Annotated in this window: 21 protein-coding genes; all 21 read right to left on the reverse strand. The window is 44.3% G+C overall.

Translation table 11 applies throughout. The features are described from left to right. Positions 1 to 5 precede the first annotated feature (5 nt). On the reverse strand, positions 6 to 1,253 hold the full coding sequence (gene ftsA, locus HF312_03870; protein MCU7519327.1) for a cell division protein FtsA: 1,248 nt from the start codon (positions 1,251 to 1,253) through the stop codon (positions 6 to 8). Next, positions 1,250 to 2,029, reverse strand: coding sequence for an FtsQ-type POTRA domain-containing protein (locus HF312_03875; protein ID MCU7519328.1), 780 nt, complete (start codon positions 2,027 to 2,029; stop codon positions 1,250 to 1,252). The genes ftsA and HF312_03875 overlap by 4 nt, the downstream gene beginning before the upstream one ends. Beyond that, complete coding sequence (locus HF312_03880) at positions 2,013 to 3,416, reverse strand: UDP-N-acetylmuramate--L-alanine ligase (protein MCU7519329.1); 1,404 nt, start codon at positions 3,414 to 3,416, stop codon at positions 2,013 to 2,015. Before HF312_03880 ends, HF312_03875 begins: the two co-directional genes overlap by 17 nt. Next, complete coding sequence (locus HF312_03885) at positions 3,409 to 3,900, reverse strand: hypothetical protein (GenBank protein MCU7519330.1); 492 nt, start codon at positions 3,898 to 3,900, stop codon at positions 3,409 to 3,411. The genes HF312_03880 and HF312_03885 overlap by 8 nt, the downstream gene beginning before the upstream one ends. Continuing rightward, entirely contained in the window at positions 3,897 to 5,000 is a 1,104-nt protein-coding gene (gene murG, locus HF312_03890; protein MCU7519331.1) for an undecaprenyldiphospho-muramoylpentapeptide beta-N-acetylglucosaminyltransferase, read from the reverse strand. The genes HF312_03885 and murG overlap by 4 nt, the downstream gene beginning before the upstream one ends. Next, on the reverse strand, positions 4,997 to 6,118 hold the full coding sequence (locus HF312_03895) for an FtsW/RodA/SpoVE family cell cycle protein (protein MCU7519332.1): 1,122 nt from the start codon (positions 6,116 to 6,118) through the stop codon (positions 4,997 to 4,999). Before HF312_03895 ends, murG begins: the two co-directional genes overlap by 4 nt. Continuing rightward, positions 6,115 to 7,461, reverse strand: a complete 1,347-nt coding sequence (murD, locus tag HF312_03900) for a UDP-N-acetylmuramoyl-L-alanine--D-glutamate ligase (GenBank protein ID MCU7519333.1) — start codon at positions 7,459 to 7,461, stop codon at positions 6,115 to 6,117. The genes HF312_03895 and murD overlap by 4 nt, the downstream gene beginning before the upstream one ends. Beyond that, entirely contained in the window at positions 7,461 to 8,570 is a 1,110-nt protein-coding gene (locus tag HF312_03905) for a phospho-N-acetylmuramoyl-pentapeptide-transferase (protein ID MCU7519334.1), read from the reverse strand. The genes murD and HF312_03905 overlap by 1 nt, the downstream gene beginning before the upstream one ends. Positions 8,571 to 8,575: 5 nt before the next feature. Then, on the reverse strand, positions 8,576 to 9,958 hold the full coding sequence (gene murF / locus HF312_03910) for a UDP-N-acetylmuramoyl-tripeptide--D-alanyl-D-alanine ligase (protein ID MCU7519335.1): 1,383 nt from the start codon (positions 9,956 to 9,958) through the stop codon (positions 8,576 to 8,578). Next, complete coding sequence (locus HF312_03915) at positions 9,951 to 11,423, reverse strand: UDP-N-acetylmuramoyl-L-alanyl-D-glutamate--2,6-diaminopimelate ligase (GenBank protein MCU7519336.1); 1,473 nt, start codon at positions 11,421 to 11,423, stop codon at positions 9,951 to 9,953. The genes murF and HF312_03915 overlap by 8 nt, the downstream gene beginning before the upstream one ends. Further along, a complete protein-coding gene (locus HF312_03920) occupies positions 11,423 to 13,432 on the reverse strand; it encodes a PASTA domain-containing protein (protein ID MCU7519337.1) in 2,010 nt (669 codons plus the stop codon). The genes HF312_03915 and HF312_03920 overlap by 1 nt, the downstream gene beginning before the upstream one ends. Then, the gene (locus tag HF312_03925; GenBank protein ID MCU7519338.1) at positions 13,425 to 13,766 is read right to left on the reverse strand and encodes a hypothetical protein; all 342 of its coding nucleotides are present in this window, start codon (positions 13,764 to 13,766) and stop codon (positions 13,425 to 13,427) included. The genes HF312_03920 and HF312_03925 overlap by 8 nt, the downstream gene beginning before the upstream one ends. After that, positions 13,763 to 14,686, reverse strand: coding sequence for a 16S rRNA (cytosine(1402)-N(4))-methyltransferase RsmH (gene rsmH / locus HF312_03930; protein ID MCU7519339.1), 924 nt, complete (start codon positions 14,684 to 14,686; stop codon positions 13,763 to 13,765). The genes HF312_03925 and rsmH overlap by 4 nt, the downstream gene beginning before the upstream one ends. 5 nt (positions 14,687 to 14,691) lie before the next feature. Further along, complete coding sequence (mraZ, locus tag HF312_03935; protein ID MCU7519340.1) at positions 14,692 to 15,132, reverse strand: division/cell wall cluster transcriptional repressor MraZ; 441 nt, start codon at positions 15,130 to 15,132, stop codon at positions 14,692 to 14,694. A gap of 299 nt (positions 15,133 to 15,431) precedes the next feature. Continuing rightward, a complete protein-coding gene (locus HF312_03940; protein ID MCU7519341.1) occupies positions 15,432 to 16,493 on the reverse strand; it encodes a trypsin-like peptidase domain-containing protein in 1,062 nt (353 codons plus the stop codon). Positions 16,494 to 16,689: 196 nt separating this feature from the next. Beyond that, a complete protein-coding gene (gene speB / locus HF312_03945) occupies positions 16,690 to 17,580 on the reverse strand; it encodes an agmatinase (protein ID MCU7519342.1) in 891 nt (296 codons plus the stop codon). A gap of 82 nt (positions 17,581 to 17,662) precedes the next feature. Further along, entirely contained in the window at positions 17,663 to 18,877 is a 1,215-nt protein-coding gene (locus HF312_03950; protein ID MCU7519343.1) for a bifunctional 3,4-dihydroxy-2-butanone-4-phosphate synthase/GTP cyclohydrolase II, read from the reverse strand. A gap of 49 nt (positions 18,878 to 18,926) precedes the next feature. Next, complete coding sequence (yajC, locus tag HF312_03955; GenBank protein MCU7519344.1) at positions 18,927 to 19,214, reverse strand: preprotein translocase subunit YajC; 288 nt, start codon at positions 19,212 to 19,214, stop codon at positions 18,927 to 18,929. Between the two features lie 18 nt (positions 19,215 to 19,232). After that, entirely contained in the window at positions 19,233 to 20,384 is a 1,152-nt protein-coding gene (gene tgt, locus HF312_03960) for a tRNA guanosine(34) transglycosylase Tgt (GenBank protein ID MCU7519345.1), read from the reverse strand. Between the two features lie 169 nt (positions 20,385 to 20,553). Then, complete coding sequence (locus HF312_03965; protein ID MCU7519346.1) at positions 20,554 to 21,531, reverse strand: xanthine dehydrogenase family protein subunit M; 978 nt, start codon at positions 21,529 to 21,531, stop codon at positions 20,554 to 20,556. A gap of 12 nt (positions 21,532 to 21,543) precedes the next feature. Then, complete coding sequence (locus HF312_03970) at positions 21,544 to 23,844, reverse strand: xanthine dehydrogenase family protein molybdopterin-binding subunit (GenBank protein ID MCU7519347.1); 2,301 nt, start codon at positions 23,842 to 23,844, stop codon at positions 21,544 to 21,546. Positions 23,845 to 23,868 lie beyond the last annotated feature (24 nt).

Genomic DNA, 23,868 nt, shown 5'->3' on the forward strand with positions numbered 1-23,868 from the left:
GGTTTTTATAACTCGTCAAAAAACTCGCGTACTTTCTTGAATATATCGAAAACTGCATTTTTGTCTTTGCTCTTCTTCATCTTGACAGCAGCAGCAGCACTTTCGCTGGATCCCGTACCGGGGACGCCCCGGATGAGTCCTGCCAGAGTGGCAAATTCAGGACTTTCAATTTCAGCAGAAAGCCCTTTGCCAAGGTCCTGCGGAACTCCAATTCTTGTAGGCAGGCCGAAAACCTCTTCAGCAAGTTCGGTACAGCCTTTAAGGAGCGATCCGCCGCCGGTTAGAACAATACCGGCCTTAATTTTATTCTTGAAGCCCGTATGCCTGATTTCATTATCAATAAGAGTAAAGAGCTCTCTCATTCTGACACTGATAATCTGAGTAAGGAGGCTTACAGGAATCTTGACGTTGCCCCTGGCGCCAACGCCTCTTATATAAATATCTTCATCCTTAATTATTGAGCCTTCGGTTGCGTAGCCGTATTCTTTTTTCAGTTTTTCGGCATCTTCTGTCACAATACCCAGGGCTTCCCTTATATCGTTAGTAACCTGGTTTCCAGCAACACCGATGACTTTTGTGTGTTTTATGGTTTTCTTGTGGAAAACTGCAATGTCCGTTGTTCCGCCGCCGATATCGATAAGCACGACACCCAGGTCCTTTTCATTTTCCTCAAGCACAGATGAGCTGGATGCAATCGGCTGCAATATATAGTCCTGAACCGTATAGCCAGCACGTTCAACAGAGCGCTTAATGTTCTGGATTGCAGGAATTGAAGCCAGGACTATATGGTTGACTGCCTCAAGGCGCGATCCGCACATTCCTATAGGGTTTTCAATGCCGCCCTGGTGGTCGATTGAGAATTCTTCCGGAATTATGTGGAGAATCTGCCTGTCCGAAGGAATTCTGATTGTCCTGACGTCAGCATCAAGCCTGTTGAGGTCCTCCTGTGTTATTTCCCTTTCAGGGCTGTTAATAGTCACATAATTTCTATGGCGGAGGCTCGTAATATGTTCGCCGGCAACACCAACGTTGAGGATTCTAAGGTCAATACCCGCCCTGTTGCTGGCAACTTCCATGGCTGCTTTAATTGCGTCGGCAGTCTTGGCTATATTGGCAACCAGCCCCCTGTTCAGGCCCTCAGAAGGAGCAACGCCGAAGCCCAGAATATCGATGGTGTTTTCCGACTTCTCGGCGATTATGGCGCCAACTTTTGTTGTCCCCAAATCAAGACCGGCTATAATATTTTTCCTCATCCTTTGTCACCTTTTACTTCGGTATCTAAGTTTGTCGTACCTAAATAAATTAATTTATCAAACCTTAAATCCACATAGTTGATAAAGCTATCAACCGGTTGATCAACTCTATTGAGTTTGTTCCATATTTTGCTAAAGTAAACCATCTTGGAAGCTTCGTTTCCGCGTCCTAGAATCACCTGAAAATCGCGTCCCCTCATCCTGAGGACAATCTCTTTGCCCTTTCTTAAGTCTACCTCAGAGATATTCTGATAAAGGTCGCCCTGAAGCAGTCTTGCAGCCTCAATAATTCTGAAGGCTGCCCTGGTATCGTTATTTTTCAGTTCTGTAAGTGGCCTCAGCTTTCCATCCGGGAGAGCATTTTCGATAACCGGAAGATCTATATTCTTTGTATAAGGGAAAACTGGTATCAAAATAAAATCGTTTGTCAAAAGAAACTGTCCGGTGTCGCTCAGTAAAATAGCCTCAAATTTTCTTTCCGTCAGACTGACAACTACTGTATTAGCATCCTTAAATTTCACTTCCGCATTAGAAACATAGGGATGCTTCTGTAATCTTGATTTTATAATTGGTAAAGATAAGAATTTGTAATCAGAAATTTTATTTAACCTTGCAAAATTAAAATATTCTTGCTTAGATAAAAAGCGATTTCCAATAATTTCTATCTTTTCTACATTATTTTTTATTTCTTTTTCAGAAGTAACCGATAAATAGACCGTCCCAAGGATTAATGCAGCAAAAACGAGCATACCTGTAAGCTTACTTTTTGCTTTCATTACTCTCAGGGCTTTTGTTACCGTTCAGCAATTGAATGAACTTCTCGCCATATTTCCAGATGTCGCCGGCGCCCATTGTGACAATTATGTCGCCGTCTTTCTTAAGGTTCATGAGGACTTCTGGTATCTTCTCCTTATCCTGGACGTAGAGAACGTTCTTGTGCCCGAACTTCTTTGCCGCCTGTGCAATTATTTCACCCGTAATGCCTTCAATCGGTTTTTCTCTTGCAGGATATACGTCCGTGCATATGAAAATATCCGAGTTTAAGAACGATCTTCCGAATTCAGAGGCAAAGTCCCTTGTTCTGGTAAAAAGGTGCGGCTGAAATACTGCAACAAGCCTTCTGTCCCAGCCAGAGCGCACGCCAGACAAAGTAGCATTTACTTCTGTCGGGTGGTGTGCATAGTCGTCGATAACAAGGAGGTCCTCGTTATATTTTGTTTCAAATCTTCTGTAGACGCCGCTAAAGGATTCGAGTGACTTCTGTATAGTCTTAAAATCAATTCCGAGTTCAGTAGCAATTGTAACTGCAACCAGCGAGTTCTTGATGTTGTGAACGCCGGGGATATTGAGCCTGATTTCGCCCAGCATTTTACCCTTATACTTTACATTATATGTGCTGGAGTATTCATTGTGCTTAATATCGATTGCACGTATGTCTGCCTGCGAAGTAAGGCCGTACGTAAAGACCTTCTTGTTTATCATAGGCAGAATGTCCTGCAGTGCGGGTTCGTCCATGCAAAGGACAACAAATCCGTAGAACGGGACCTTGTTTGCGAACTCAACAAATGCACTCTTAATGTCGTCGAGGTCCTTATACGTATCCAGGTGTTCTTTTTCGAGCGTTGTAAGGGCTGCAATGGTCGGAGTCAGCTTAAGGAATGTCCTGTCGAACTCATCAGCCTCAACAACGATGTATTCACCTTTACCGAGCCTGGCGTTTGTTCCGCCAAGGCTGCTTAATTTGCCGCCTACGATAATAGTAGGATCAATTCCTCCTTCGGTTAAAACCAGTCCAACCATTGAGGTCGTGGTGGTTTTACCGTGGGTGCCGGCTATTCCGATGCCGTACTGCATTCTCATGCATTCAGCAAGCATTTCAGAGCGCTTGATGATGGGGATTTTTCTTTCAATGGCTGAAGCAACCTCAGGGTTATCAATGCTGACAGCAGATGAGTAAACAAGAACGTCAACATCTTTGAGGTTATCTGCCGAGTGCCCTTCATAAATTTCAACGCCCAGGCTTCTTAATCTTTCAGTAATATCGGTCAGAGCCCTGTCACTTCCCGAGATCTGAAAACCACGGTTTAAGAGGATTTCAGCAATTCCGCTCATGCCGATTCCGCCGATGCCTACAAAATGCACTTTCTTTATATTCTTAAACATTACTTTTACTTCCGAATTTGTTTCTTAACTCTTTTATGGCTTCTATCAATTCCATTCTGTTCTCATAATCATATGGGATAATAATTATTGGGAGCCTTCTGTTTCTTACTTTAATTCTAATGATTCTGAAAGACCTGACCCTGGAACGCCTTCTTTCCTTTCTCTGCCTGATGCTCACTATGTCGGAATACTTTACTACTCTTGTCCTGCTTCCCTTCTTTATGACGAGTTCATCGGCCCTGAATTCAATGTGCTTGTTCAGGTACAGGTTATAAAGCAGGCTTATGAGCGCAATGAGTACAATCAGTATGAAAAAGTATATTACCGGGTCTTTGAGGATCATCTTAAATGAGTCCTCAAGGAACATCCCCTTTATGAATACATAAAGCAGGAAAGCAATAAAATAAATAATTGTTGACTGATAGTAAAATGAAAGATTGTATTTAAAGATCTTTCTTTTCCCAGCAGTTGTTGCAGTTGTCATAAAGACTCCGCCAGCTTAATTGCATTTTGAGCCACTATTAGAGCAGCATCAGGTTTAGCAAACATTTTTATATTAGCTGAAAGTTGTCCGAGCCTCAAATCATCAAAAATCACGTCCAGCACTTTTCCAGCAAGCTCTTCAGAGGCCTTATTGTCGGCCTGCAGGATTGCAGCATCCCTGTCCGAAAGGCTCTTTGCATTCAGGTACTGATGGTTTGCCGCCACGTTCGGCGACGGGACAAATATTGTCGGTATACCAAGCATCGTAATCTCTGCAATTGTCGTTGCGCCGGCTCTTGAAATCAGAAGGTCGCAGGCTGAAAACGCGGCACCCATATCCTCAATAAAAGGGTTGATCCAGACCGTTGGGGGCTGAAGATGCTTATAGGTTTCATAATAATTCTTACCAGTCTGCCAGATTACCTGTATACCCTTCTCCGCGAGCTGAGGAATTGCCTTTGCAACCGCCTCATTAACCGACCTTGCCCCCAGGCTGCCGCCAAGAACGAGCAGCGTTTTCTTCCCTTCAAGGAGGTTGAACTTCCCGAGGGCCAGGGACTTTTCTTCAAGCCTCAGGCTTGAGCGAACAGGGTTACCCGTGACATAAAGTTTTGATGGATCCTTTAAGTATTTTTTGGAATCCTCAAAGCTTAAGTGTATTTCAGTGGCCTTCTTCTCCAGGAGCCTTGTAGTTATGCCAGGGTAGCTGTTCTGTTCGAGCAGAATTACCTTTGCACCCATTACACTGGCTCCCCAGACTGCGGGGCCAGAAACGTAACCACCGGAGCCAATGGCAACCCGGGGCTTAAAACCTACATTTATCCAGAGCGACTGCAGCATTGAGACCACAAACTTCAGCGGGAAAAGGACATTCTGGAGGTCAAACCTGCGGGCAAAGCCCTTGATCCAGATCGTCTTAAAGTTGTAGCCCAGTTTTGGCACAACCACAGCTTCAATTTTGGCCTTAGTTCCAACAAAAAGGAACTCTGCCTCGGGCTTAAGCATTTTAATCTTTTCAGCAACAGCAATAGCCGGGAAAAGATGTCCGCCCGTACCTCCACCGGCAAATAAAAACCTGTATTTTGTTTCTGTTTTTTTCATTTACTTACTGCTGCTTTAGCTGTTTTTGCTTTGTGTGACCTTACTGCTATGTTAACTATAACGCCTGCAGCCCCGCACATGAATATGATTGAAGTTCCGCCATAGCTTATAAAAGGAAGCGGAATTCCCGTTGTGGGGAAAATTCCTGTTACCACTGCAGCATTAATAAAAGCACTAATTATAATTGTAAAACTTATTCCAAAAGCCAGGAGCTGACCGAACTTGTCCTTTGCATTCTTGGCTATTATGATGCCGGCAAAGAAAATAACCAGGTAAACCAGAAGTATAAATACAACTCCTATAAAGCCTAACTCCTCGCCAAGGATCGAGAAAATAAAATCTCCGTATGCCTCGGGCAAAAACAGGTCGCTTTGGCGGCTTTGCCCCAAGCCCAGGCCCAAAAGGCCGCCGCTGCCGAGGGCAATTTTACCCTGTGCCACCTGAATGTTAATTTCACTTCCGCTTCCCATACTGCTTACAAAGGTCAGTATTCTCTGCCTGGAGTGATGAAACATCATCATAAAGCATCCGGCAGCAATTCCGGCAAGGCCAACAGTCGATATAATGTGTGAAATCTTTGCCCCGCCTACAAAAAGAAGCGTAAAGGCAATTGTTGCCACAACAAGGCTCGTACTGACGTTAGGCTGGACGAATATGAGTCCTGCTATTATTATGATCCAAACGAGAGGATACTTAAAGCCGTTCTTGTAATCCTTTAGTTCATCACCCTTAGCCTCGATCAGGTAAGCCAGGTGGACAATGAGCATAAACTTGGCTATTTCAGAAGGCTGAAAGGAAAACAGCCCCAGGTTAATCCATCTGCCTGCTCCCTTGACGTTCGGGGCGATAAAAAGTGTCAGCAGAAGCAGACCCGCAGCCCCAATAATAATTTTCTTGCTGTACTCCTTATAAAGCTCATAAGGAATAACCGAGAAGGCAACAAGAGCGAAAATTGCAATAACCACCCTGATAATATGAGCAGAAAACAGCCTGTAAAGGTTGTCATGGAACCTTAATGCACTGTAAGCGCTGCTGGCACTCAAGACCAGGGCTGAACCTACAATGATTAAGGCCAGTATCGAGATATAGAATATTCTGCTTAAATATTTCAGATTCATAGTTTATTTACTGCTTCTTTAAATACCCGGCCTCTGTGTTCATAATCATTAAACATATCAAAGCTTGCGCAGGCAGGCGAAAGGAGCACCACGTCGTTTTCCCTGGCCTCACTGCTTGCCGTTGAGACGCACTCTTCTAAAGACTTCTTGACTTCCACTTTCACAAGGCTGTGGAAGAAATTAAACACCTTATCGGCCGATGAGCCGATGGCGTAGATCTTTTTAACTTTTTTTACCACGAGGTCTTTTATCTGGTTATAGTCATTTCCCTTATCCTTTCCGCCCAGGATAAGGAAAATCGGCTCTTCAAAGCTTCTTAAAGCATACCAGACCGAGTCCACGTTGGTAGCCTTGGAATCGTTTATATATTTCACGCCGTCCAGCTCGCGGACAAATTCCAGGCGGTGTTCAACGCCCGGGAAATTTCCGAGTGCGGACTTTATTTTATCGTTATCGAGGTTAAATATCTTTGCAATAATAATCACAGCCATCGCATTGGCGTAATTATGTTCTCCGACCAGGCTGAATTCCTCAACCTTGCAGCTGAACTCAACGTTTCCATTGCGCCTGAAGACCATTTTGCTGTCCTCAAGCGTGGCACCGTTGGATATTTCTTTCTTCAGGGAGAAATAGAACCTGTTGACCTTAGTGTTGCTGATGTCTTCAGGCGTCCTTTCATCATCTGCATTCAATATAAGGAAGTCACCATCGTCCTGATTCTTAAATACGTTCAATTTCGAATTTATATAGTTCTGGAGGTTATGGTCATAACGGTCCAGATGGTCCGGCGTAATATTCAGTATAGTTGAAACATAAGGCTTAAAAGTGTCTACGTGATCCAGCTGAAAGCTTGAGGTTTCGAGAGCCACGCATTCATCTTCCTTAACGTTCAGGACCACCTCAGAAAATGCAATACCAATATTACCTGCCAAATGTGTCTTAAGTCCGCATTCATTCAGGACGTGTGCGCAAAGGCTTGTTGTAGTGGTTTTGCCGTTTGTTCCTGTAATTGAAATTATCTTTCCCTTGCAGAAATTGGAGGCAAATTCAACTTCGCTGATTACTTTAATCCCCTTTTGCCTTGCCGCCTGGAGGATCTCGGAATTTGAAGGCACACCGGGAGAAGTAATCATAAATTCGCAGTCAAATACCCTTTCGGTATGCCCGCCGAATTCATAAGGAATATTTTCGCTGTCAAGGATCTCGAGATTCTTCTGGATTTTCTCCTTTGGAGCAGAGTCGCTTACAAATGCAAGGCCGCCAAGAGTCTTAATGAGCCTGGCAGCACCAAGTCCGCTTCTTACAGCGCCTATAATGCTTATTTTCTTTCCCGTTACGTTAATCATCTTATCTTGAAAGTTGTTAAACTGAAAATTGTTAAAATAATTGTCAGAATATAGAATCTTACCACAATTTTGGGTTCCGGCCATCCTTCCATCTCAAAATGGTGATGGACGGGAGCCATCTTGAAAATTCTTCTTCCCTCGCCGTAGCGCTTCTTTGTATACTTGAAGTAGACTCTCTGAATAATAACTGAAACCGTTTCAAGAAAGAACACTCCGCCAAGAATAGGAATCAGGAGCTCTTTTTTTATCAGTATCATTATGATGCCGAAGGCGCCTCCTAAGGCAAGTGAGCCGGTATCGCCCATAAAGATCTGAGCCGGATAAAAGTTAAACCACAGAAACCCGAGTGAGGCGCCGAGCACTGCAGCTACAAAGACAATCAGTTCACCGGAGCCCGGCAGATAAAGTATGTTCAGGTAGTCTGCGTAAATTATATTTCCTGAAACGTAGCTTAAAATTGCAAGAGCAATCATTACGATCATTATGTTGCCTATAGCAAGGCCGTCAAGACCATCGGTGAGGTTGACGGCATTGGAAGTAGCAGCGATGATAAAAACTACAACAGGTATATAGAAATACGAAAAATCAAAGTTTGTGTCCTTAAAAAAGGGCAGGGTTGTTATAGAGTTAACATCCCTGAATTCGGGCAGGAAATACACTGCCACACCAACAACGAGTCCGATAAGCACCTGTCCCAGAAGCTTATATCTTGCAATAAGACCGTTCGGGAATTTTTTCATAACCTTCAGGTAGTCATCCAGGAATCCTACGCCGCTAAGCCATATGGTTCCGGCCATGACCAGGATAATATACATGCTTTTTATATCGCTCCAAAGCAGCACGGGGACAATTATGGAAAATATAATAATAATTCCGCCCATTGTCGGCGTTCCGGCCTTTGACCAGTGGCTCTTCGGGCCGTCAATTTTTTTAGCCTCTCCGATCTGTTTTTTTCTCAGATAGTTAATGAGCTTCGGTCCCAGATATAGCGACAGAAACAGCGATGAGATGGCTGAAAGTGCAGCCCTGAAGGTTAAATACCTGAAAAGGTCAAATCCCGGGGGATTAAATACTTTATTAATATATTCCAGCAGATAATAAAACATTTCTTTTACTTTCTTCCTTCCAAAATTTTTACAAACTCTTCCATCTTCATTCCGCGTGAACCTTTAACAAGAATTACCGCTTTCCCGAAATCATTATTTTCAAGGAATTTTCCGAGTGAACTTCTGTCCTTAAAGTGCTCTTTTACGATTTTTCCGTTTTTGAGTTCAGCCGAAAGGCTCATCATGAATTCACCGATCGTGTAAACTTCGTTGATTTTGTTTTTCCTGACGGCTTTGGCTAAATCCTTATGAGCCTGAAGTGCCCCGCTGCCAAGTTCAAACATATCTCCCAGGACAACAACTTTTTTTCTGTCCTCAAAACCGTTAATAAATTCAAATGCCGATTTCATTGAAAGCGGATTTGCGTTATAAGTGTCGTCTACGATGATAAGTCCGTCATGAGTTTTTACATTAAGGCGCTTGTCTACGGCCTTAAGCTTTTTGGCACCGCTTTTTATCTGTGCAGGCTTCAGCCCCATCTCAAGTGCTACGGCTGCGGCCGCAAGGAAATTCTTTGCATTGCTCAGGCCATGAACCGGAAGCCCGACTTCAAATTCCTTGCCCTTAAAGTTGATGCCGAGAGTAGTCTTGCCTTCTTTATTGATCCCTTTTACGGTACCCTTGACCTGGGGATTTCCTTCAAAGCCGAATGTAACGGCGTTTTTATACTCTTTAAGCTTCTTCTTTAATATTTTGTCGTCAGTATTAAGGAACAATTTTGCATCGGTACCGCTTAAGGCCTTAAACAAAGAAAGCTTTTCCTCTGCCACGCCTTCTAAGTCGTGCAGAAATTCAAGATGTGACTCCCCGATATTAGTAATCAGTGCGTAGTCAGGCCTTGCAATCTGTGCCGTATAGGCTATTTCACCGAAGTGATTGGTCCCCAGTTCAAGCACCAGGACGTCCTTATCCCCTTTTGCAGAAAGGATTGTAAGTGGAACGCCCAGATGGTTGTTGTTATTTGAAAGCGTTTTGGCAACGGTGGATTTTTCTTCCAGCAGCTGCGAGAGAATCTCCTTGGTTGTGGTTTTGCCGTTGCTGCCCGTAATTCCAACCACCTTAGCTTTCAGCTTATCGCGCCAGATCTTTCCCAGCTCGCCATAAGCTATTGTTGTATCCTTAACGGTTACTAAAGTGACATCTATGTTATCAAAATTTTTCAGCTTGTTTTTATTGATAACGACTGCCGAGGCTCCTTTTTTTACAGCATCTTCAACAAATTTATGCCCGTCCATTTTCCCGCCCTTTATGGCAACAAATATGGAACCTTTCTTAATGGTTCTTGTATCTGTTGAGACAAGTGCAGAAGATGAAAATGAATCGGGGTTATAAATAACCGATCCCGTCAAATTAAACAGATCCTCTAATGTAATCTTTGGCTTACTCATTTCTTAAATACTTCTCAGCAATTTCTATATCTGAAAAATGGCTTCTTACGCCTTTAATTTCCTGATAGGTTTCGTGCCCCTTGCCGGCAACAAGTATAACCGCATTTTCTTCGGATTCTTTTATTGCCGTTTTAATGGCCTCTTCCCTGTTTTCAATTATCTTATAATTATTTTTTTCGATCCCTTTGGTTATTTCAGAGATAATATCCATCGGGTCTTCATGTCTCGGGTTATCGGAGGTAACGATAGCCATATTACTCAGCTCACTGGCAATCCTTCCCATGACTGGGCGTTTTGTACGGTCGCGGTTACCGCCGCATCCGAAAACGGTATAAACAGGGACCATTCCCTTAGTAATGTTATGGATTGCAAGGAGCGCTTTTTCCAGACTGTCAGCCGTGTGGCTGTAGTCAACAATTACTTTTTTATCCTTATAGCTTACAGTTTCAAATCTTCCGGCCACCTGCGGCGTGGTGTCGATTCCTTTTATGCTGATATCAGTACTGATTCCCATAAGGGTTGAGACTGCAAAGGCAGCCGCAGCATTAAATGCGTTAAACTCGCCTACAAGGCGGGTTCTGATGTCAAAATCCTTATTGTTGTAACGGATCTTAAAGGAAGTGCCGTTAAGGTCGTAGCTTACGTCTTTAACCTGGAAGGCCGCGCCTTCTTTAGTGCCGTATGAATAAGCTTTTGCATTTGTTTCCGAGATAATACTTTCTGAACTTGGGTCGTCAGTGTTATAAACAACAAAGGCATCCTCTGTAAGCTCATCGAAGAGTACCTTCTTAGCCTTCAGGTATTCTTCAAATGTATTGTGAAAATCCAGATGATCGGAAGTAATATTTGTAAAAACCGCACCTTTGAAGCTCAGGTTTTTTACCCTGTTTAGGACCAAAGAGTGAGATGATACTTCCATGACTGCATGAGTGCATCCCTCGCCGGCCATTTCGGCAAAGAGCTGGTTTAAGTCGGATGACTCAGGAGTCGTCATTTTTGTATAGATTCTCCTGTCTGCAACATAATTGGCGATAGTACCGATAAGTCCGGTCTTATGGCCGGCGGTCTCAAAAATATTCTTGAGGAAAAATGAAGTTGTTGTCTTGCCTTTGGTTCCGGTAATGCCGATGAGCTGAAGTTTCTTTGTGGGTTCCTTAAAGAAAGCGTTAGAAATCTCAGCCAGGGCAGCCCTGCTGTTTTTTACAAGTATCTTTGTAACGTTGCGGTGAATAAAGACGTCGTTTGGAATGAGGCTGTCATTCTCCAGCACCACCGCAGTAGCACCTTTATTTATAGCATCAAGAATGAATTTATGGCCGTCTGTATTAAATCCTGTAATTGCGACAAAGAGCGTATTTTTCTTTACTGTTCTCGAGTCATATGAAATGGCTTCAATGTCCTTGCGCTCAACCTCGCCTGCAAGCTGGATGACCCTGATACTATTTACAAGCTTTGTTAATTCCATCAGTTAATCCTTGCTCCGGTTAATTTCTTTTCTTCACATTTAAGCTGGCATAAAAGTCCCGGCCTGACCGGGCTTCCGGGCACGAGGCTTTGGGAGACCACCCTGCCGCTTCCTTCAATCTTATACTTCACACCCATTTCCAGGAGTACCGCCACTGCGTCTCTTAAATTATAATTGCTCAGATCCGGCATAACACTTTTATTCAGTACTCTGGGCCTGCTAACCGCATATGTCTTTGTCTGCGGAACGTCTGCATATCGTTTATTTCCATCAAGCTTTTCTGAAGCCGTTATCACCCGATCAAATTTTGTCTTTTCATCTGTTTTAACTTCATTTCCTGAAAGTAGGCTTATATCCGTTGAAATAAGTCTTTCGGCAACATTCTTAAAGATCGGAGCCGCAACGAGGCCGCCGTACCCGCCCACCTTTGGTGCGTTCACAAAAATATAGCAGAGGACTTTCGGTTTATCAGCCGGGAAAAAACCTATGAAAGACGAATTATAGCTGGACTTCGAATACTTATTGTTAATAAGCTGCTGTGAAGTTCCCGTCTTGCCCCCGGCTGTCACCTTATCAAGCTTTGCTGACTTTGCCGATCCATTCTCAATTACGCCGACCAGAAGATTTCTGATTTTAGCAGAAGTTTCTTTTGAGATCACATTTCTAAGCTGCTTTGGTGCAAATTCCTCTTTTACCTGTCCGTCCCTTGCAGTGATTTTTTTAAGCAGGTGCGGCTGGAGAAGAGTTCCTCCGTTAACCAAAGCCGCATAGGCTGTTATCATCTGAATAGGTGTTACAGAGACTTCATATCCAAATGACATAAAAGCCTGGGTCAGTTCGTTAAAATTTCCAGGCTTCTTAAGTATTCCCCTGCTTTCACCGGGAAGATCTATAAAAGAATAATTACCGAATCCGTAGTTCCGCAGGTATTTGTAAAACTCATCTTCATCTATTTTGCCTATCAGTTTTGCCATACCTATATTACTTGACTGCTCAATGACCTCTCTTACAGTAAGCCACTGCATCCGGTGTGAGTCAGTAATGTTCACATTTCTATATTTATATTTTCCGTTCTCCGCATAAACACTTTCTGTGCCCTTGATCAGTTTCTTGTCAAACAGTGCAGAAATTGTAAGCGACTTAAAGGTTGATCCCGGTTCATATGTATCCGTAAGAGCCCTGTCGCGTCTAACCTGATCCGGATACTGCCCGTACTTATTCGGGTTAAAGTCCGGCATATTTGCCAGAGCCAGAATCTCGCCCGTATTGGGATCCATTATAATACCAACGCCGGCAGTACTCTGATACTGATCCAAGCCTTTTCTCAGTTCTTCTTCCAGTATCTTCTGGTAAGACTTATCAATTGTAAGAACAAGGTTGCTTCCGGGCACGGGCTGAATGGTTGCATCTTCTGAGACAGTAACCATTCTTCCTTTAACATCCCTTTCAATAATCATGCTGCCATCGGTACCGGTAAGCTCCTTATTGTAATACTTTTCCACTCCCTCAATACCTTCGTAGGAGCCGCCAACGTAGCCCAGGATGTGAGAGGCAAGGTTGTCGTAGGAATAGACCCTGGTAGGGTCTTCCTTTGAGAACAGGCCGTTAATTTTCACGTCCTTAAGCTTTACCGCCAGTTCAGCAGGAGCCTTCTTTTCAAGGCATACGACCTTGCTCTCAGGATTCTTCAGCATGCTCCTGTAGTAATTTTTCGACTTACCGAACACTCTAGAAAAAATGGCAGACAGGGAATCTATATCCCTGGCCTTTGTCATTCTTGTATCTACAAAGAACGAAACGTCGTTACGGTCGTAGGCCAAAAGTTCGCCGTTGCGGTCGTAAATAAATCCTCTTTCAGCCCTTATCAGTTTTTTTTCAATCTGCTGGTTCTTGGCATAGTAATCAAAATCGTCGTGTTTCCTGATCTGGATATCGAAGAGCCGGATCAGCAAAGCTGCAAAGAAAATGATCAGTACAAATATTACCAGTAAAGCTCTGTTATTATTCATATTTGCTGTTAACTTCTTTTACAACCTCATCCAGCTGGTCTTTTTCGACCTCAATTACTATATTCGGCTCTGAAAATTTTTCCATACCCAGCCTGGATTCTGCCTGTGGAATTATATTAGCTTCCGTTTCCAGTTTCTGCACCTGAACCTGAAGCGTTACGGTTTCATTATTTCGTGCTTCCAATACTTCCTCGAGATTGATCTTTTCCTTTGTAAGCCTTTCAATCTCAAGTTTCAGGACGACATAGAGTAAAACAACTGATGCTACAAAAAAAGCTGATACGAGAGTAAGTATAATTACAGGTCTCTTGCGTCCGGATTTTGTTTTACTCATACTTTTCTTGCTGCTCTTAATTTTGCGCTGCGTGATCTTCTGTTAATTTCCACTTCTTCAGTTGACGGGACGACAGGCTTTCTGGTTATGACTTCGAGTCTTTTTACCTTATCGCATACACATATGGGAAAATCAGGCGGACAGATACAGGAAAGACTTTCATTCTTGAAAAAGTCTTTTACGACCCTGTCTTCCAGGGAGTGATAGGTCAAAATCACTATGTTTCCTCCTGTCTTTAACAGCTCCACTGATTTTATCAGGAACTCTCTTAAAACTCCCAACTCATCATTAACGTATATTCGTAAAGCCTGAAAAACACGCGAAAGAGTTTTGTTCAGATGCTGAGCCGGTGTCAGCTCTTCAATGATCCTACTCAACTCAGTTGTGGTTTCTATATTCCCGAAGGCCCTTTTCTCAGCTATGCTGCGGGCGATTCTTCTGGAATTCTTTTCCTCGCCGAATTGATATAATATATCTGCAATCTCCTCCTCTGTAAATCCATTAATAACGTCAGAGGCTGAGATCTCTTTTGTTTTGTCCAACCTGAGGTCGAGTGCACTTTCACTTCTGTATGTGAAGCCCGACTGAGGGTTATCCAGCTGAAATGATGAGACGCCCAGATCAGCAAAGATTCCGCTATACTGTTCAATAAACTCGATTTTTGAAACAGTATCGATCTCAGAAAAATTTGTATTATATAATCTTACTCTTTTGTCAGACTGAAATTTGGTTTTGGAATAGTTGTATGCATCTTTGTCTACCTCAGTTGCAACAAGTTTTGCTTCCGGGCCCAGAACTTCAAGAAACTTCGATGTATGGCCGCCAAAGCCTATGGTTCCATCGAAATATGCTCCCTGTTTATCTGAAATCAGATGTTCAAGGCTTTCTTTTAATAATACCGGAATATGTTTTTCTTCCATCACCTTTATGGTTTCATTACCTCCTGTGCAATCTCTTCGAAGGTCTCCGGCTGTGAGGCAAGATATTTTTCATAAATGGCCGGGTTCCAGATCTCAATTTTCTTTATCGCACCGAGAATGAACACTTCCTTTTCAATGCCTGCATATTCAATTAAGTTCTGGGGAATAAGAAGCCTTGACTGAGAGTCAAGCGTATCCTCAGAAGCTCTTTGAAGGAATGCCCTTAAGAACATAGCTTCTTTTCTGTCGAATTCATTCAAATTGGACAGCTTCTGATCCACCAGTTCTTTCCACTGGTCAAGGGGGTAAACCACAATGCACTGCTCCACACCCCTTGTCATAACAAAAGTATCATTAGCTTCCGGCTTTACGTACTTACGCAGCTTGGCAGGAATGCTAACCCTACTTTTTGAATCGATTGAATATGTAAAGCTTCCTATAAACATTTTTCCCCACTGTTTGGGATTTTTCCACACCTTTACCCACTGAAGGCAAAAATAACTGAAATTTACGGGCAAAGTCAAGTTTTTTTTAGATTTTTTTTGTTCGTGATCTTTGCCTGCAGGAAGTCTGAGAAGTCAAAATGGGGAACAGTCCCGGAAGAAAAAAAGCGGGAAATGAGCCTAAAAACGCACTTTTCAGAGGCTTTCCAGCCTAAAGCTTCTGCTGCTTTTGGCTGGAAACAACGTGCTTTCTGAAGAAAAGTCTGCCCGGTGGGGAAAAAAATTTCAGTGCCAGCTGTTTTTCAGAGGTTTTTATTTACAAAATCATTAAAATCATAGCCTCGGCTTGAAAAAAGTGACTCATGGTCGATAAAATATTTTTTTATGGATTCAACAGGAATAGCTTTCGAAAGGCCGTACTTAATGTTCAGACGCCTTTCTACATAGAGCTCCTTATTGTAAGGGACATATGGGTCGTACTGCTCTATTGAGTAATCTTTCGAGGGTTTTATAACGTATTCATAATCAGCCAGAAGGGCTTTGATCATTCCAACCAGTTCGAAGTGCGGGATGCCGCCTCTTATGGCGAGTATTATGCCGCCTGAAAATCCACGGTTAAAGACGGCGTCAATAATAAAGCTGCCGGACTTATCGCGGTTGGGGCTGCTTACGATGGCTTTTGTTAGAGTTTTATACCCCATAGGGTAACCGAAGATATAGACAAAAGATCCCCATTCGAGCTCCTTAGCCTCACCCATGGGGTAAGAAAACACGCTTATTCTTTCCTCAGGCTGGTGCGTGAATTCCATGCCGAGGATTGCAACGTCAAGATTGGAGTCGATACTCAGGATTTCAAGCTCCCCGTCTTCGGGAAAGTCGGCAATATAATTTGTCTGCCTTTCCTTTACAGAAATGCTCTGCACATATTTGCTTGCACCGCCTCCCGGGGCCCGGAAATATGAATAAAGCGTATCCTCAAAATTAACGACGTGGGCGCACGTCATAACCGCCACCCTCTTAAAGTTATAGAATATGACCGTGGCAGTTCCGGATGCGGTATTATCCATATATTCCAGGCGGGTTGAATATTTTCTTAAGGCATCACTGTTTATAGCCGTCTTTTCAAGATGGCTGTCCTCACTGAAATAAATTGTTCTGTAGTATGCCACTGAGTTTATGAGCTTTATGCTTTCGCTGATTTCTTCGAGCTCTTTTGAGCAGTTAACATTTGGGAATTCTGAAGCGTAGCGCCCGCTGTTTTCAGCAGTTGAAACTCCCATTATATTAGTGCCCGAAGAGGAGCAGGATTCAAGCAAAAAGCATAGAGCAAGTATTAAAGGCAAGGTTACGACTAAAGCTTTCATTTCAACCCCCGAAGCTAATCTAGATGGAAATTAGGTAAACTTTTACTAATAAGCTATCTATTTCAGGAGAACCTGCTTGATGGAGAAGAAAAATTTTAAGAAAAAGAAAATACTCTGAAATGAGTGTGAAATGAAAAGTTACGGGTGCGGGAAAAACTGAAGACGGGAAAGGCATTTTCCCGTCTTCACATAGTTACTATTTATTCTGGAAAGAGTAGTTCAGCATCTTATAGACGAGCTTTGCCGCATTAAAATCCGATGAGGCTACTCCTTTTACAGGAGCCAGTTCAACCACGTCAAATCCCACGATATTTTTTTCTTTTCCAATCATGCGTAAAAGATTCATTGTTTCATCCCAGAAGAGGCCCCCGGGCTCGGGAGTGCCTGTTGAGGGCATAAACGAGGGATCAAAGGCATCCACGTCAAATGTTATATAAACGTTTTTCCCAATCTCTCCGGCTACGCTTTTTATCCAGTCCTGCCCGTATTTTCCGAGCCTTATCTCCCTGGCATAAAATGTTTTTATGTTGTTTTCCTTTATATACCAGGATTCCTCAATTGACTGGGCACGAATTCCCACCTGCACAATGTTCTTTGTCAGTTCTGCCACTCTTGCCATAACGGATGCATGAGAGTGGATTGAACCCTCATAGCTTTGCCTTAAGTCGGAATGGGCGTCGAACTGAAGCACTGTCAGATCAGGATATTTCTCGAGGTGAGCCTTTACGGGTGCAATAGAAATTGAATGCTCGCCTCCCAGGGTCACAACAAATTTATCGTCTTCAAGAAGTGACTTAACGTTTTTATATATGAGGTCAAAGGATTTCTTGATGCTCATGTCTTTGAAGTCCAAAGGAGACAAGGTACAGATCCCCTTTTCAAACACTAGCTCGCGGTCCATCTCCTCGTCATAAAACTCCACATAATGTGAGGCTTCAAGGATTCCCCTGGGTCCGTTTTTGGTTCCGTGGCCGTAGCTGACGGTTTTTTCAAAAGGAGCCGACAGGATTGCAATTGAAGAATTTTTGTATGATGAATATTTCTTTTCCACTGCAAGAAAATTTTTTTCTACGCCTAACTCTTTCATCTCTCTCCAATAGTTGTTAATAAAGATATTCAGGTAAAAAAAAGAGACTTAAGTTCTAAGTCTCTTCAAAAAACAGGTTTCTTTAACAAAACTGCTTATCATTAAGCAGAATCAGGTGTCCAAGCTTATCGCGCTTGGTTTGTAAATACTTCTTGTTCTTTTCATTTGGGACGATTTCCAGAGGAACCCTCTCAACGATCTCCAGGCCGTAGCCCTTAAGGCCTATGATTTTCTTTGGATTGTTAGTCAGGAGTTTCATTTTCCTGACACCCAGGTCCAGAAGTATCTGTGCCCCTATTCCATAATCCCTCAGGTCAGCCTTAAAGCCGAGTTCTTCGTTGGCTTCGACTGTATCGCGGCCGTTATCCTGGAGGACATAAGCCCTGATCTTGTTTGCCAGGCCGATGCCCCGCCCTTCCTGCCTCATATAGACAAGTACGCCGGTGCCTTCGGCTTCAATTTTTTCAATTGCAGCGTGGAGCTGGTCGTGGCAGTCGCATCTGAGTGACTGGAATACATCTCCTGTAAGGCATTCAGAATGGACGCGCACGAGGACCGGTTTTTCGGGGTCAATTTTCCCCTTAACCAAGGCCACGTGTTCCTTATTGTCCAGAAGGCTTCTGTAGACGTGCAGGTGGAAGTTTCCCTTTTTCACAGGGAACTTTACATCAGCTTCCTTCTGAACAAGTTTGTCTTTCTGTATGCGGTACTTAATCAGGTCGCTTACGGTCATGATCTTAAGGTTAAACTCCCGGGCATACTTTTCAAGGTCCGGAACGCGGGCCATAGTGCCGTCGTCGTTTAAGATCTCGCAGAGCACGCCGATGGGCTTAATGCCTGAGAGCCTGCAGAGGTCAACCACCGCTTCGGTGTGGCCTGCGCGCCTTAGGACGCCTTCGTCAAAAGCCCTTAAGGGGAATATGTGTCCCGGTCTTGCAAAGTCTGTAGCCCTGGCGTTTTCGTCGGTCAGTTTCCTGATCGTAGTAGCCCTGTCGCTGGCAGAGATTCCGGTAGTAGTACCCTCAACGGCGTCAACCGTAACGGTAAACTGTGTACCATGAAGCGCAGTATTTGAATCCACCATGAGCTGAAGACCGAGTTCGTCCAATCTTTTGCCCGTCATAGGGGCGCAGATCATCCCGCGTCCGTGCTTTGCCATAAAGTTCACGATCTCGGGAGTAACGAATTCTGCGGCGCAGACCAGGTCCCCTTCGTTCTCTCTTTCCTCATCATCCACAACGATTATAACTTTGCCATTTTTGATTTCCTCAATGGCTTCTTCCACTGAACAGAACATTTTATTTCCTTTTCTAACTAACCGTTTTTCAGACAGACTGAGCGTTCAATTATTTTAATATAGTTGCAATTGCTGAACGTTCAATTTTAATTTTTACGTTTTCGCCGATTTTCACCAGGCAGGTTTTCTCCTCCAGGCCTTCAATGGTTCCGTGAATTCCGCCCGAGGTTATAATCTTATCGCCTTTCTGAAGATTAGCCAGGAGCTGATCTCTTTCCTTAGCCCTTTTCTGCTGCGGCCTGATGATCATGAAATAGAAGATTGCAAAAATAGCACCAAACATGATCAGAGTTGAGATCATGCTTCCGCCGCCGCCCTGGGCACCCTGAGGAGCCATTGCTAATAATAAATTCACTTATTCCTCCTTAGTTGAGTTATTGATATTTACTGATAGTTTACCGATTATTTCATTTTTCCACTGAGTAAAATCACCTTCCATTATTTTAATCCTTGCCATTTTAACGAGTTCCAGATAAAAATGCAGGTTATGTATGCTTGCAAGTTCAAGAGCAAGAATTTCTCGTGCAATAAACAAGTGCCTTAAGTAAGCCCTGGTAAAGTTCCTGCACGTGTAACAGGTGCAGTTACTGTCCACAGGCTGAAAATCGTCCTTGTAGAACGCATTCCTCATCGAGAGGATTCCGTTCCATGTAAAAAGATACGCATTCCGGGCGTTGCGTGTAGGCATAACGCAGTCGAACATATCCACGCCGCGCGCAATACCTTCCAAGATATTTTCCGGCCGCCCCACGCCCATAAGATACCTTGGTCTTTCCTCGGGCATAAAGTCCGTCGTAAAGTCCACCATATCGTACATGGTTTCTGTAGGTTCGCCAACGGCCAGGCCGCCGATTGCATAACCGTCGAAACCGATTTTTTTGAGGTCTTCAGCCGAGGACTCCCTGAGATCTTTATAGACACTGCCCTGAATGATGCCGAAGAGGAACTGTTCGTGGCCATAGAAAGGTACAGTTTTCTCAAAAGCCTCTTTATTCAGAGCCGCCCAGCAGCTGGTCAGTTCCTTGGATTTCTTTGCGTATTCGTAATCGCACGGGAAAGGGGTACATTCGTCCAAAGGCATCATTATATCAGAACCGATACTTCTTTCAATCTGAATTACCTTCTCAGGGGTAAAGAAGTGTTTTGAGCCATCCAGATGGCTACGGAATTCAACGCCGTTACTTCTCATTTTCCTCAGGTCCGAGAGGCTATAGACCTGAAAGCCGCCGCTGTCGGTTAAGACAGGCTTATTCCAGTTCATGAAGCGGTGCAGGCCGCCTGCTTTTTCAAGAATCTCAGTTCCCGGCCTAAGATAAAGGTGGTAAGTATTTCCCAGTATAATCTGTGCCTTAACGTCAGTCTCCAGCAGATTCTGGTTTACCGCCTTTACTGTTCCCTGTGTACCAACGGGCATGAAAATAGGAGTTTCAACCCTTCCGTGCCCTGTTTCAAAGTATCCTGCCCGTGCCTTTGATTTTGAATCTTTATTTAATAATCTAAAATCGATCAAATTATAGCTATTCTGTAAGCTTAGTACTGTGTAAAAATAATTTAATAGCCTAATTTACATGAAATTTTAGTGAATCGCTATAGAAAAGGCAAACCACAACAGATATGAAAAAACGGGGACGAGGTTAATGAAGCGGGACCTCTGAGGGTCCCGCATATAAATAAGCCTAAGCTGTCAGTTCCAGCAGAATCCTTTTTGTGAGATTTCTTGCAAGAGGGATTTTATATTCATTTTTGGACAAAGCTTCAGCTTTCTTCAGGACTTCTGAGGCAAAAAGGGCAACAGAATCCTCATTTGCTTCTAGTCCCATAAGCTTAGCGTTCAAAGCCTCATCCAGCCAGGGAATGGGCGCAAGGCCTCCAAAGGATAATTTTCCGGAAGTAATCCTGCCCGCTGAAGTTTTAACAACGGCGCCCACGCTTACAACGGCAAAATCCCACACGCCGCGCTCCTTAAATTTCAGGTAAGAGGTCTTTGAGCCTTCAGGAAGCTCAGGGACAGTTATTTCAGTCACTATTTCGCCATCTTTCAGTATATTTTCACGCCTGTAGTCATCTTCAGGCAGGAGGAAAAAGTCCTTAACCGGAACTGTTCTCGTTTTTTTGTCAGCGTAGATGGTCAGTTTTGCATCCAGAGCAATGAGAGCCACAGCCATATCCGAAGGGTGAACAATAAAGCAGGGGCCGCCGCCGGTTACGCAGTGGTACTTATTCTGCCCTTCAAATGCGTAGCACATATCCCCGCCTTTTCTCAGGCATTGAAAATCCTCCCTGAAATACCAGCACCGGGGGCGCTGGCAGAGGTTGCCGCCGAGTGTTGCCAGGTTTCTGAGCTGCGGGGAGGCGACTTCAAGAGCAGCCTGGCGCAGAACCGTGTACTTTTCTTTTATTAACGGATTTTCCGCGATCCCGGCAAGACTTGTCAGAGCGCCTATCTGGAGCCCTTTGCCGCTGGTATACCTGATATAGCTTAAATCCGGGATGGATTTCAGGTTTACCACTTCATCAGGGCTAATTATATTATTTTTAAGGAGCCCGAGCACGTCGGTGCCTCCGGCAAAAAAGACAGCATCCTTAGTCTTCTTTTTAAGAAGTGTGGAAGCTTCCTTAAGGCTTTTGGGCTGTGTATAATTAAAACTTTTCATCATTAACTCCGGTTAAATTTTTTCACTTAGAGCCATGAGCACCTTGTCGGGCGTAATAGGCAGGCTTTTTATTCTGATGCCTAATGCGTTATAGACTGCGTTTGCAATTGCGCCTGCTGTGGGAATTATTGCCGGCTCGCCAATTCCCTTTACGCCCGTATTACTGATCAAGGGATCGCTCTCGCTTACAACAATGAGCTCAATTTCCGGCGTGTCCTGAACTGTGGGAAGTTTATAGTCGTGTATGTTTGTTGTCAGGACCTTTCCCGTATACTCGTCCACAACTCTCTCTTCCAGGAGTGCATAGGCCGCCCCCTGAATGATCCCGCCGTGGAACTGATTTAAGAGCGTCTTATGGTTTAAGACGCGGCCAATGTCGTGCGCCGCTACAATTTTAATTACACGCACCTTTCCGGTCCAGGTATCCACTTCAACCTCGGCAAACTGGGCTCCGAAGGAGTTTATTTCGTAGCCCTCAGGATTTGCCTCCCTTGCGCCCGTAGTTACGAGGACTCTTTCGTGCATCTCACCAATGACTTCGCTGACAGTAATAGTCTTTGCGGGATCGTCAAGCTTTGACATCTTCCCTTCGGAATATTTAATGTTACTTTCAGCAGTTTCAAGGATTGCCGAGGCAGCAGAGATGAGTTTCATCTTCATCTGTTCGGCTGCATCGCGCACCGCAGGTGAAACGCTTGGAGCCGTAAGGCTTCCGCCGCTTAAGCCGCAGTAGGGGCAGGTTTCCGTATCCCCTAAAGTAACCTGAATTTTTTCTAGCGGTATTTCGAGCACTTCAGAAGTTATCTGTGCAAGATAAGTGTATGTACCCGTCCCCAGGTCCTGTGTTCCGGCTAAGACGTGCGCGCTGGCGTCCTGGTTGAGTTTAATTGTGCAGTATGCCGGAGGTCCGCCGCCTCCCCACCAGATCTGGGAAGCCATTCCGATGCCGCGTCTGAAGCGTCCTTTTTCCGAACCCGCGGGTTTTCTTTTTTCATTCCAGCCTATAGCCTTTGCGCCCTGAAGGTAGGCATCAAGAATGCGTTTACTGGTATACGGCCTTCCGGATTCGGGATCAACTTCCGTAAAATTCTTTTTTCTTAATTCCAGGGGATCCATACCAAGCTTTTCTGCCAGGTCATCCATTAAGGATTCAAAGGCAAATGTTCCCTGCACGTGCCCCGGGGCCCGGTAGGCTCTGGAGCGCCCTAAGTTTGTAAGAACACTGTACTCCTCAGTCTGAACGTTAGGGCACTTGTATAAAGTCCTGAGTGGTGTGCTGCAGTCGGCGCCGTTCGGGTAGGCCCCGACGTTCCCGTAGGAAGACTGGCTTAAAGCCACTAGAGTTCCGTCTTTCCTTGCCCCGGCTTTCAGCTTCTGCACGGAGTCGGGTCTGTTGCCCGCAGAGAGGTTCATCTCTTTCCTGTCCAGGGCAATTCTTACAGGCCTTCCGATTTCTTTGGACAAAATGGCGGCAATGACGGAGTACTTTCCGGCCTCAAGTTTGCTTCCGAATCCGCCGCCCATATACTTCTTTATCACGCGCACTTTGCTTTCAGGCATTGAAAGGCTTTTGGCAATAGTGTCTCTTACTGCAAAGACGGCCTGTGTGGAATCCCACACCGTAAGCTTATCGTTTTCCCAGGCTGCCACGCTGCAGTGAGGCTCAGTCGGGTTATGCACAACAATCTGTGTAGAGTATGTGTCTTCAAAGGTGACGTCGGATTCACGGAAGCCCTTTTCAACGTCTCCCCTCGAGTAGACCGACGGTTTTTCGTCAATAATGTTCCCCCAGCCGTGGACCTTTGGGGCATCAGTTTTCATTGCCAATGCAGGGTCGGTAACAAATGGGAGCGTTTCATACTGAACATTAATAAGGCCTAAGGCTTCTTCAGCAATCTGCCCGGTTTCGGCCACCACGCAGGCAACCTCGTCACCCTCGTATCTTACTTCCTCATCGAACAACGCCGTTGTACCCCAGTGCCACGGAATTTTAGGACAATTTTTAAGCGTAAGAATTTTTAATACTCCGGGGAGGTCATCAGCCTTTGAGGTGTCGATATTTTTTATTCTGGCGTGAGGCACCGAAGCGCGTAGCATCTTTGCATAAGTCATTCTTGGCAGAATAACGTCAAATGTAAAAACCGCTCTTCCGCTAACCTTCTCATATCCATCCAGGCGCGAAACGGGCTTGCCTACTATTTTTAATTCTGTCCCCGGGCCCCAGGCTTTCAGTTTATCAGCAGGCACCTCGGCCATGGTTTCAATTAAACCCTCGTCTCCAAAGTACCTGGACTTTACAATTTTATGAGCCATTGCTCCTCCATTTAAGAGAGATCA

This window comes from Ignavibacteria bacterium, assembly GCA_025612375.1.
Classification (GTDB): Bacteria; Bacteroidota; Ignavibacteria; order Ignavibacteriales; family SURF-24; genus JAAXKN01.

Excerpts from the sequence above, each read along its gene's own strand:
- HF312_03925 (MCU7519338.1), bottom strand. The coding sequence starts at position 13,766 with ATGAGTAAAACAAAATCCGGACGCAAGAGACCTGTAATTATACTTACT.
- HF312_03965 (MCU7519346.1), bottom strand. The coding sequence starts at position 21,531 with ATGAAAAGTTTTAATTATACACAGCCCAAAAGCCTTAAGGAAGCTTCC.
- rsmH (MCU7519339.1), bottom strand. The coding sequence starts at position 14,686 with ATGGAAGAAAAACATATTCCGGTATTATTAAAAGAAAGCCTTGAACAT.
- speB (MCU7519342.1), bottom strand. The coding sequence starts at position 17,580 with ATGAAAGAGTTAGGCGTAGAAAAAAATTTTCTTGCAGTGGAAAAGAAA.
- HF312_03880 (MCU7519329.1), bottom strand. The coding sequence starts at position 3,416 with ATGTTTAAGAATATAAAGAAAGTGCATTTTGTAGGCATCGGCGGAATC.
- murF (MCU7519335.1), bottom strand. The coding sequence starts at position 9,958 with ATGAGTAAGCCAAAGATTACATTAGAGGATCTGTTTAATTTGACGGGA.
- HF312_03940 (MCU7519341.1), bottom strand. The coding sequence starts at position 16,493 with ATGAAAGCTTTAGTCGTAACCTTGCCTTTAATACTTGCTCTATGCTTT.
- ftsA (MCU7519327.1), bottom strand. The coding sequence starts at position 1,253 with ATGAGGAAAAATATTATAGCCGGTCTTGATTTGGGGACAACAAAAGTT.
- HF312_03970 (MCU7519347.1), bottom strand. The coding sequence starts at position 23,844 with ATGGCTCATAAAATTGTAAAGTCCAGGTACTTTGGAGACGAGGGTTTA.
- HF312_03915 (MCU7519336.1), bottom strand. The coding sequence starts at position 11,423 with ATGGAATTAACAAAGCTTGTAAATAGTATCAGGGTCATCCAGCTTGCA.
- murG (MCU7519331.1), bottom strand. The coding sequence starts at position 5,000 with ATGAAAAAAACAGAAACAAAATACAGGTTTTTATTTGCCGGTGGAGGT.
- HF312_03920 (MCU7519337.1), bottom strand. The coding sequence starts at position 13,432 with ATGAATAATAACAGAGCTTTACTGGTAATATTTGTACTGATCATTTTC.
- HF312_03950 (MCU7519343.1), bottom strand. The coding sequence starts at position 18,877 with ATGTTCTGTTCAGTGGAAGAAGCCATTGAGGAAATCAAAAATGGCAAA.
- mraZ (MCU7519340.1), bottom strand. The coding sequence starts at position 15,132 with ATGTTTATAGGAAGCTTTACATATTCAATCGATTCAAAAAGTAGGGTT.
- HF312_03875 (MCU7519328.1), bottom strand. The coding sequence starts at position 2,029 with ATGAAAGCAAAAAGTAAGCTTACAGGTATGCTCGTTTTTGCTGCATTA.
- HF312_03885 (MCU7519330.1), bottom strand. The coding sequence starts at position 3,900 with ATGACAACTGCAACAACTGCTGGGAAAAGAAAGATCTTTAAATACAAT.
- yajC (MCU7519344.1), bottom strand. The coding sequence starts at position 19,214 with ATGGCTCCTCAGGGTGCCCAGGGCGGCGGCGGAAGCATGATCTCAACT.
- HF312_03905 (MCU7519334.1), bottom strand. The coding sequence starts at position 8,570 with ATGTTTTATTATCTGCTGGAATATATTAATAAAGTATTTAATCCCCCG.
- HF312_03895 (MCU7519332.1), bottom strand. The coding sequence starts at position 6,118 with ATGAATCTGAAATATTTAAGCAGAATATTCTATATCTCGATACTGGCC.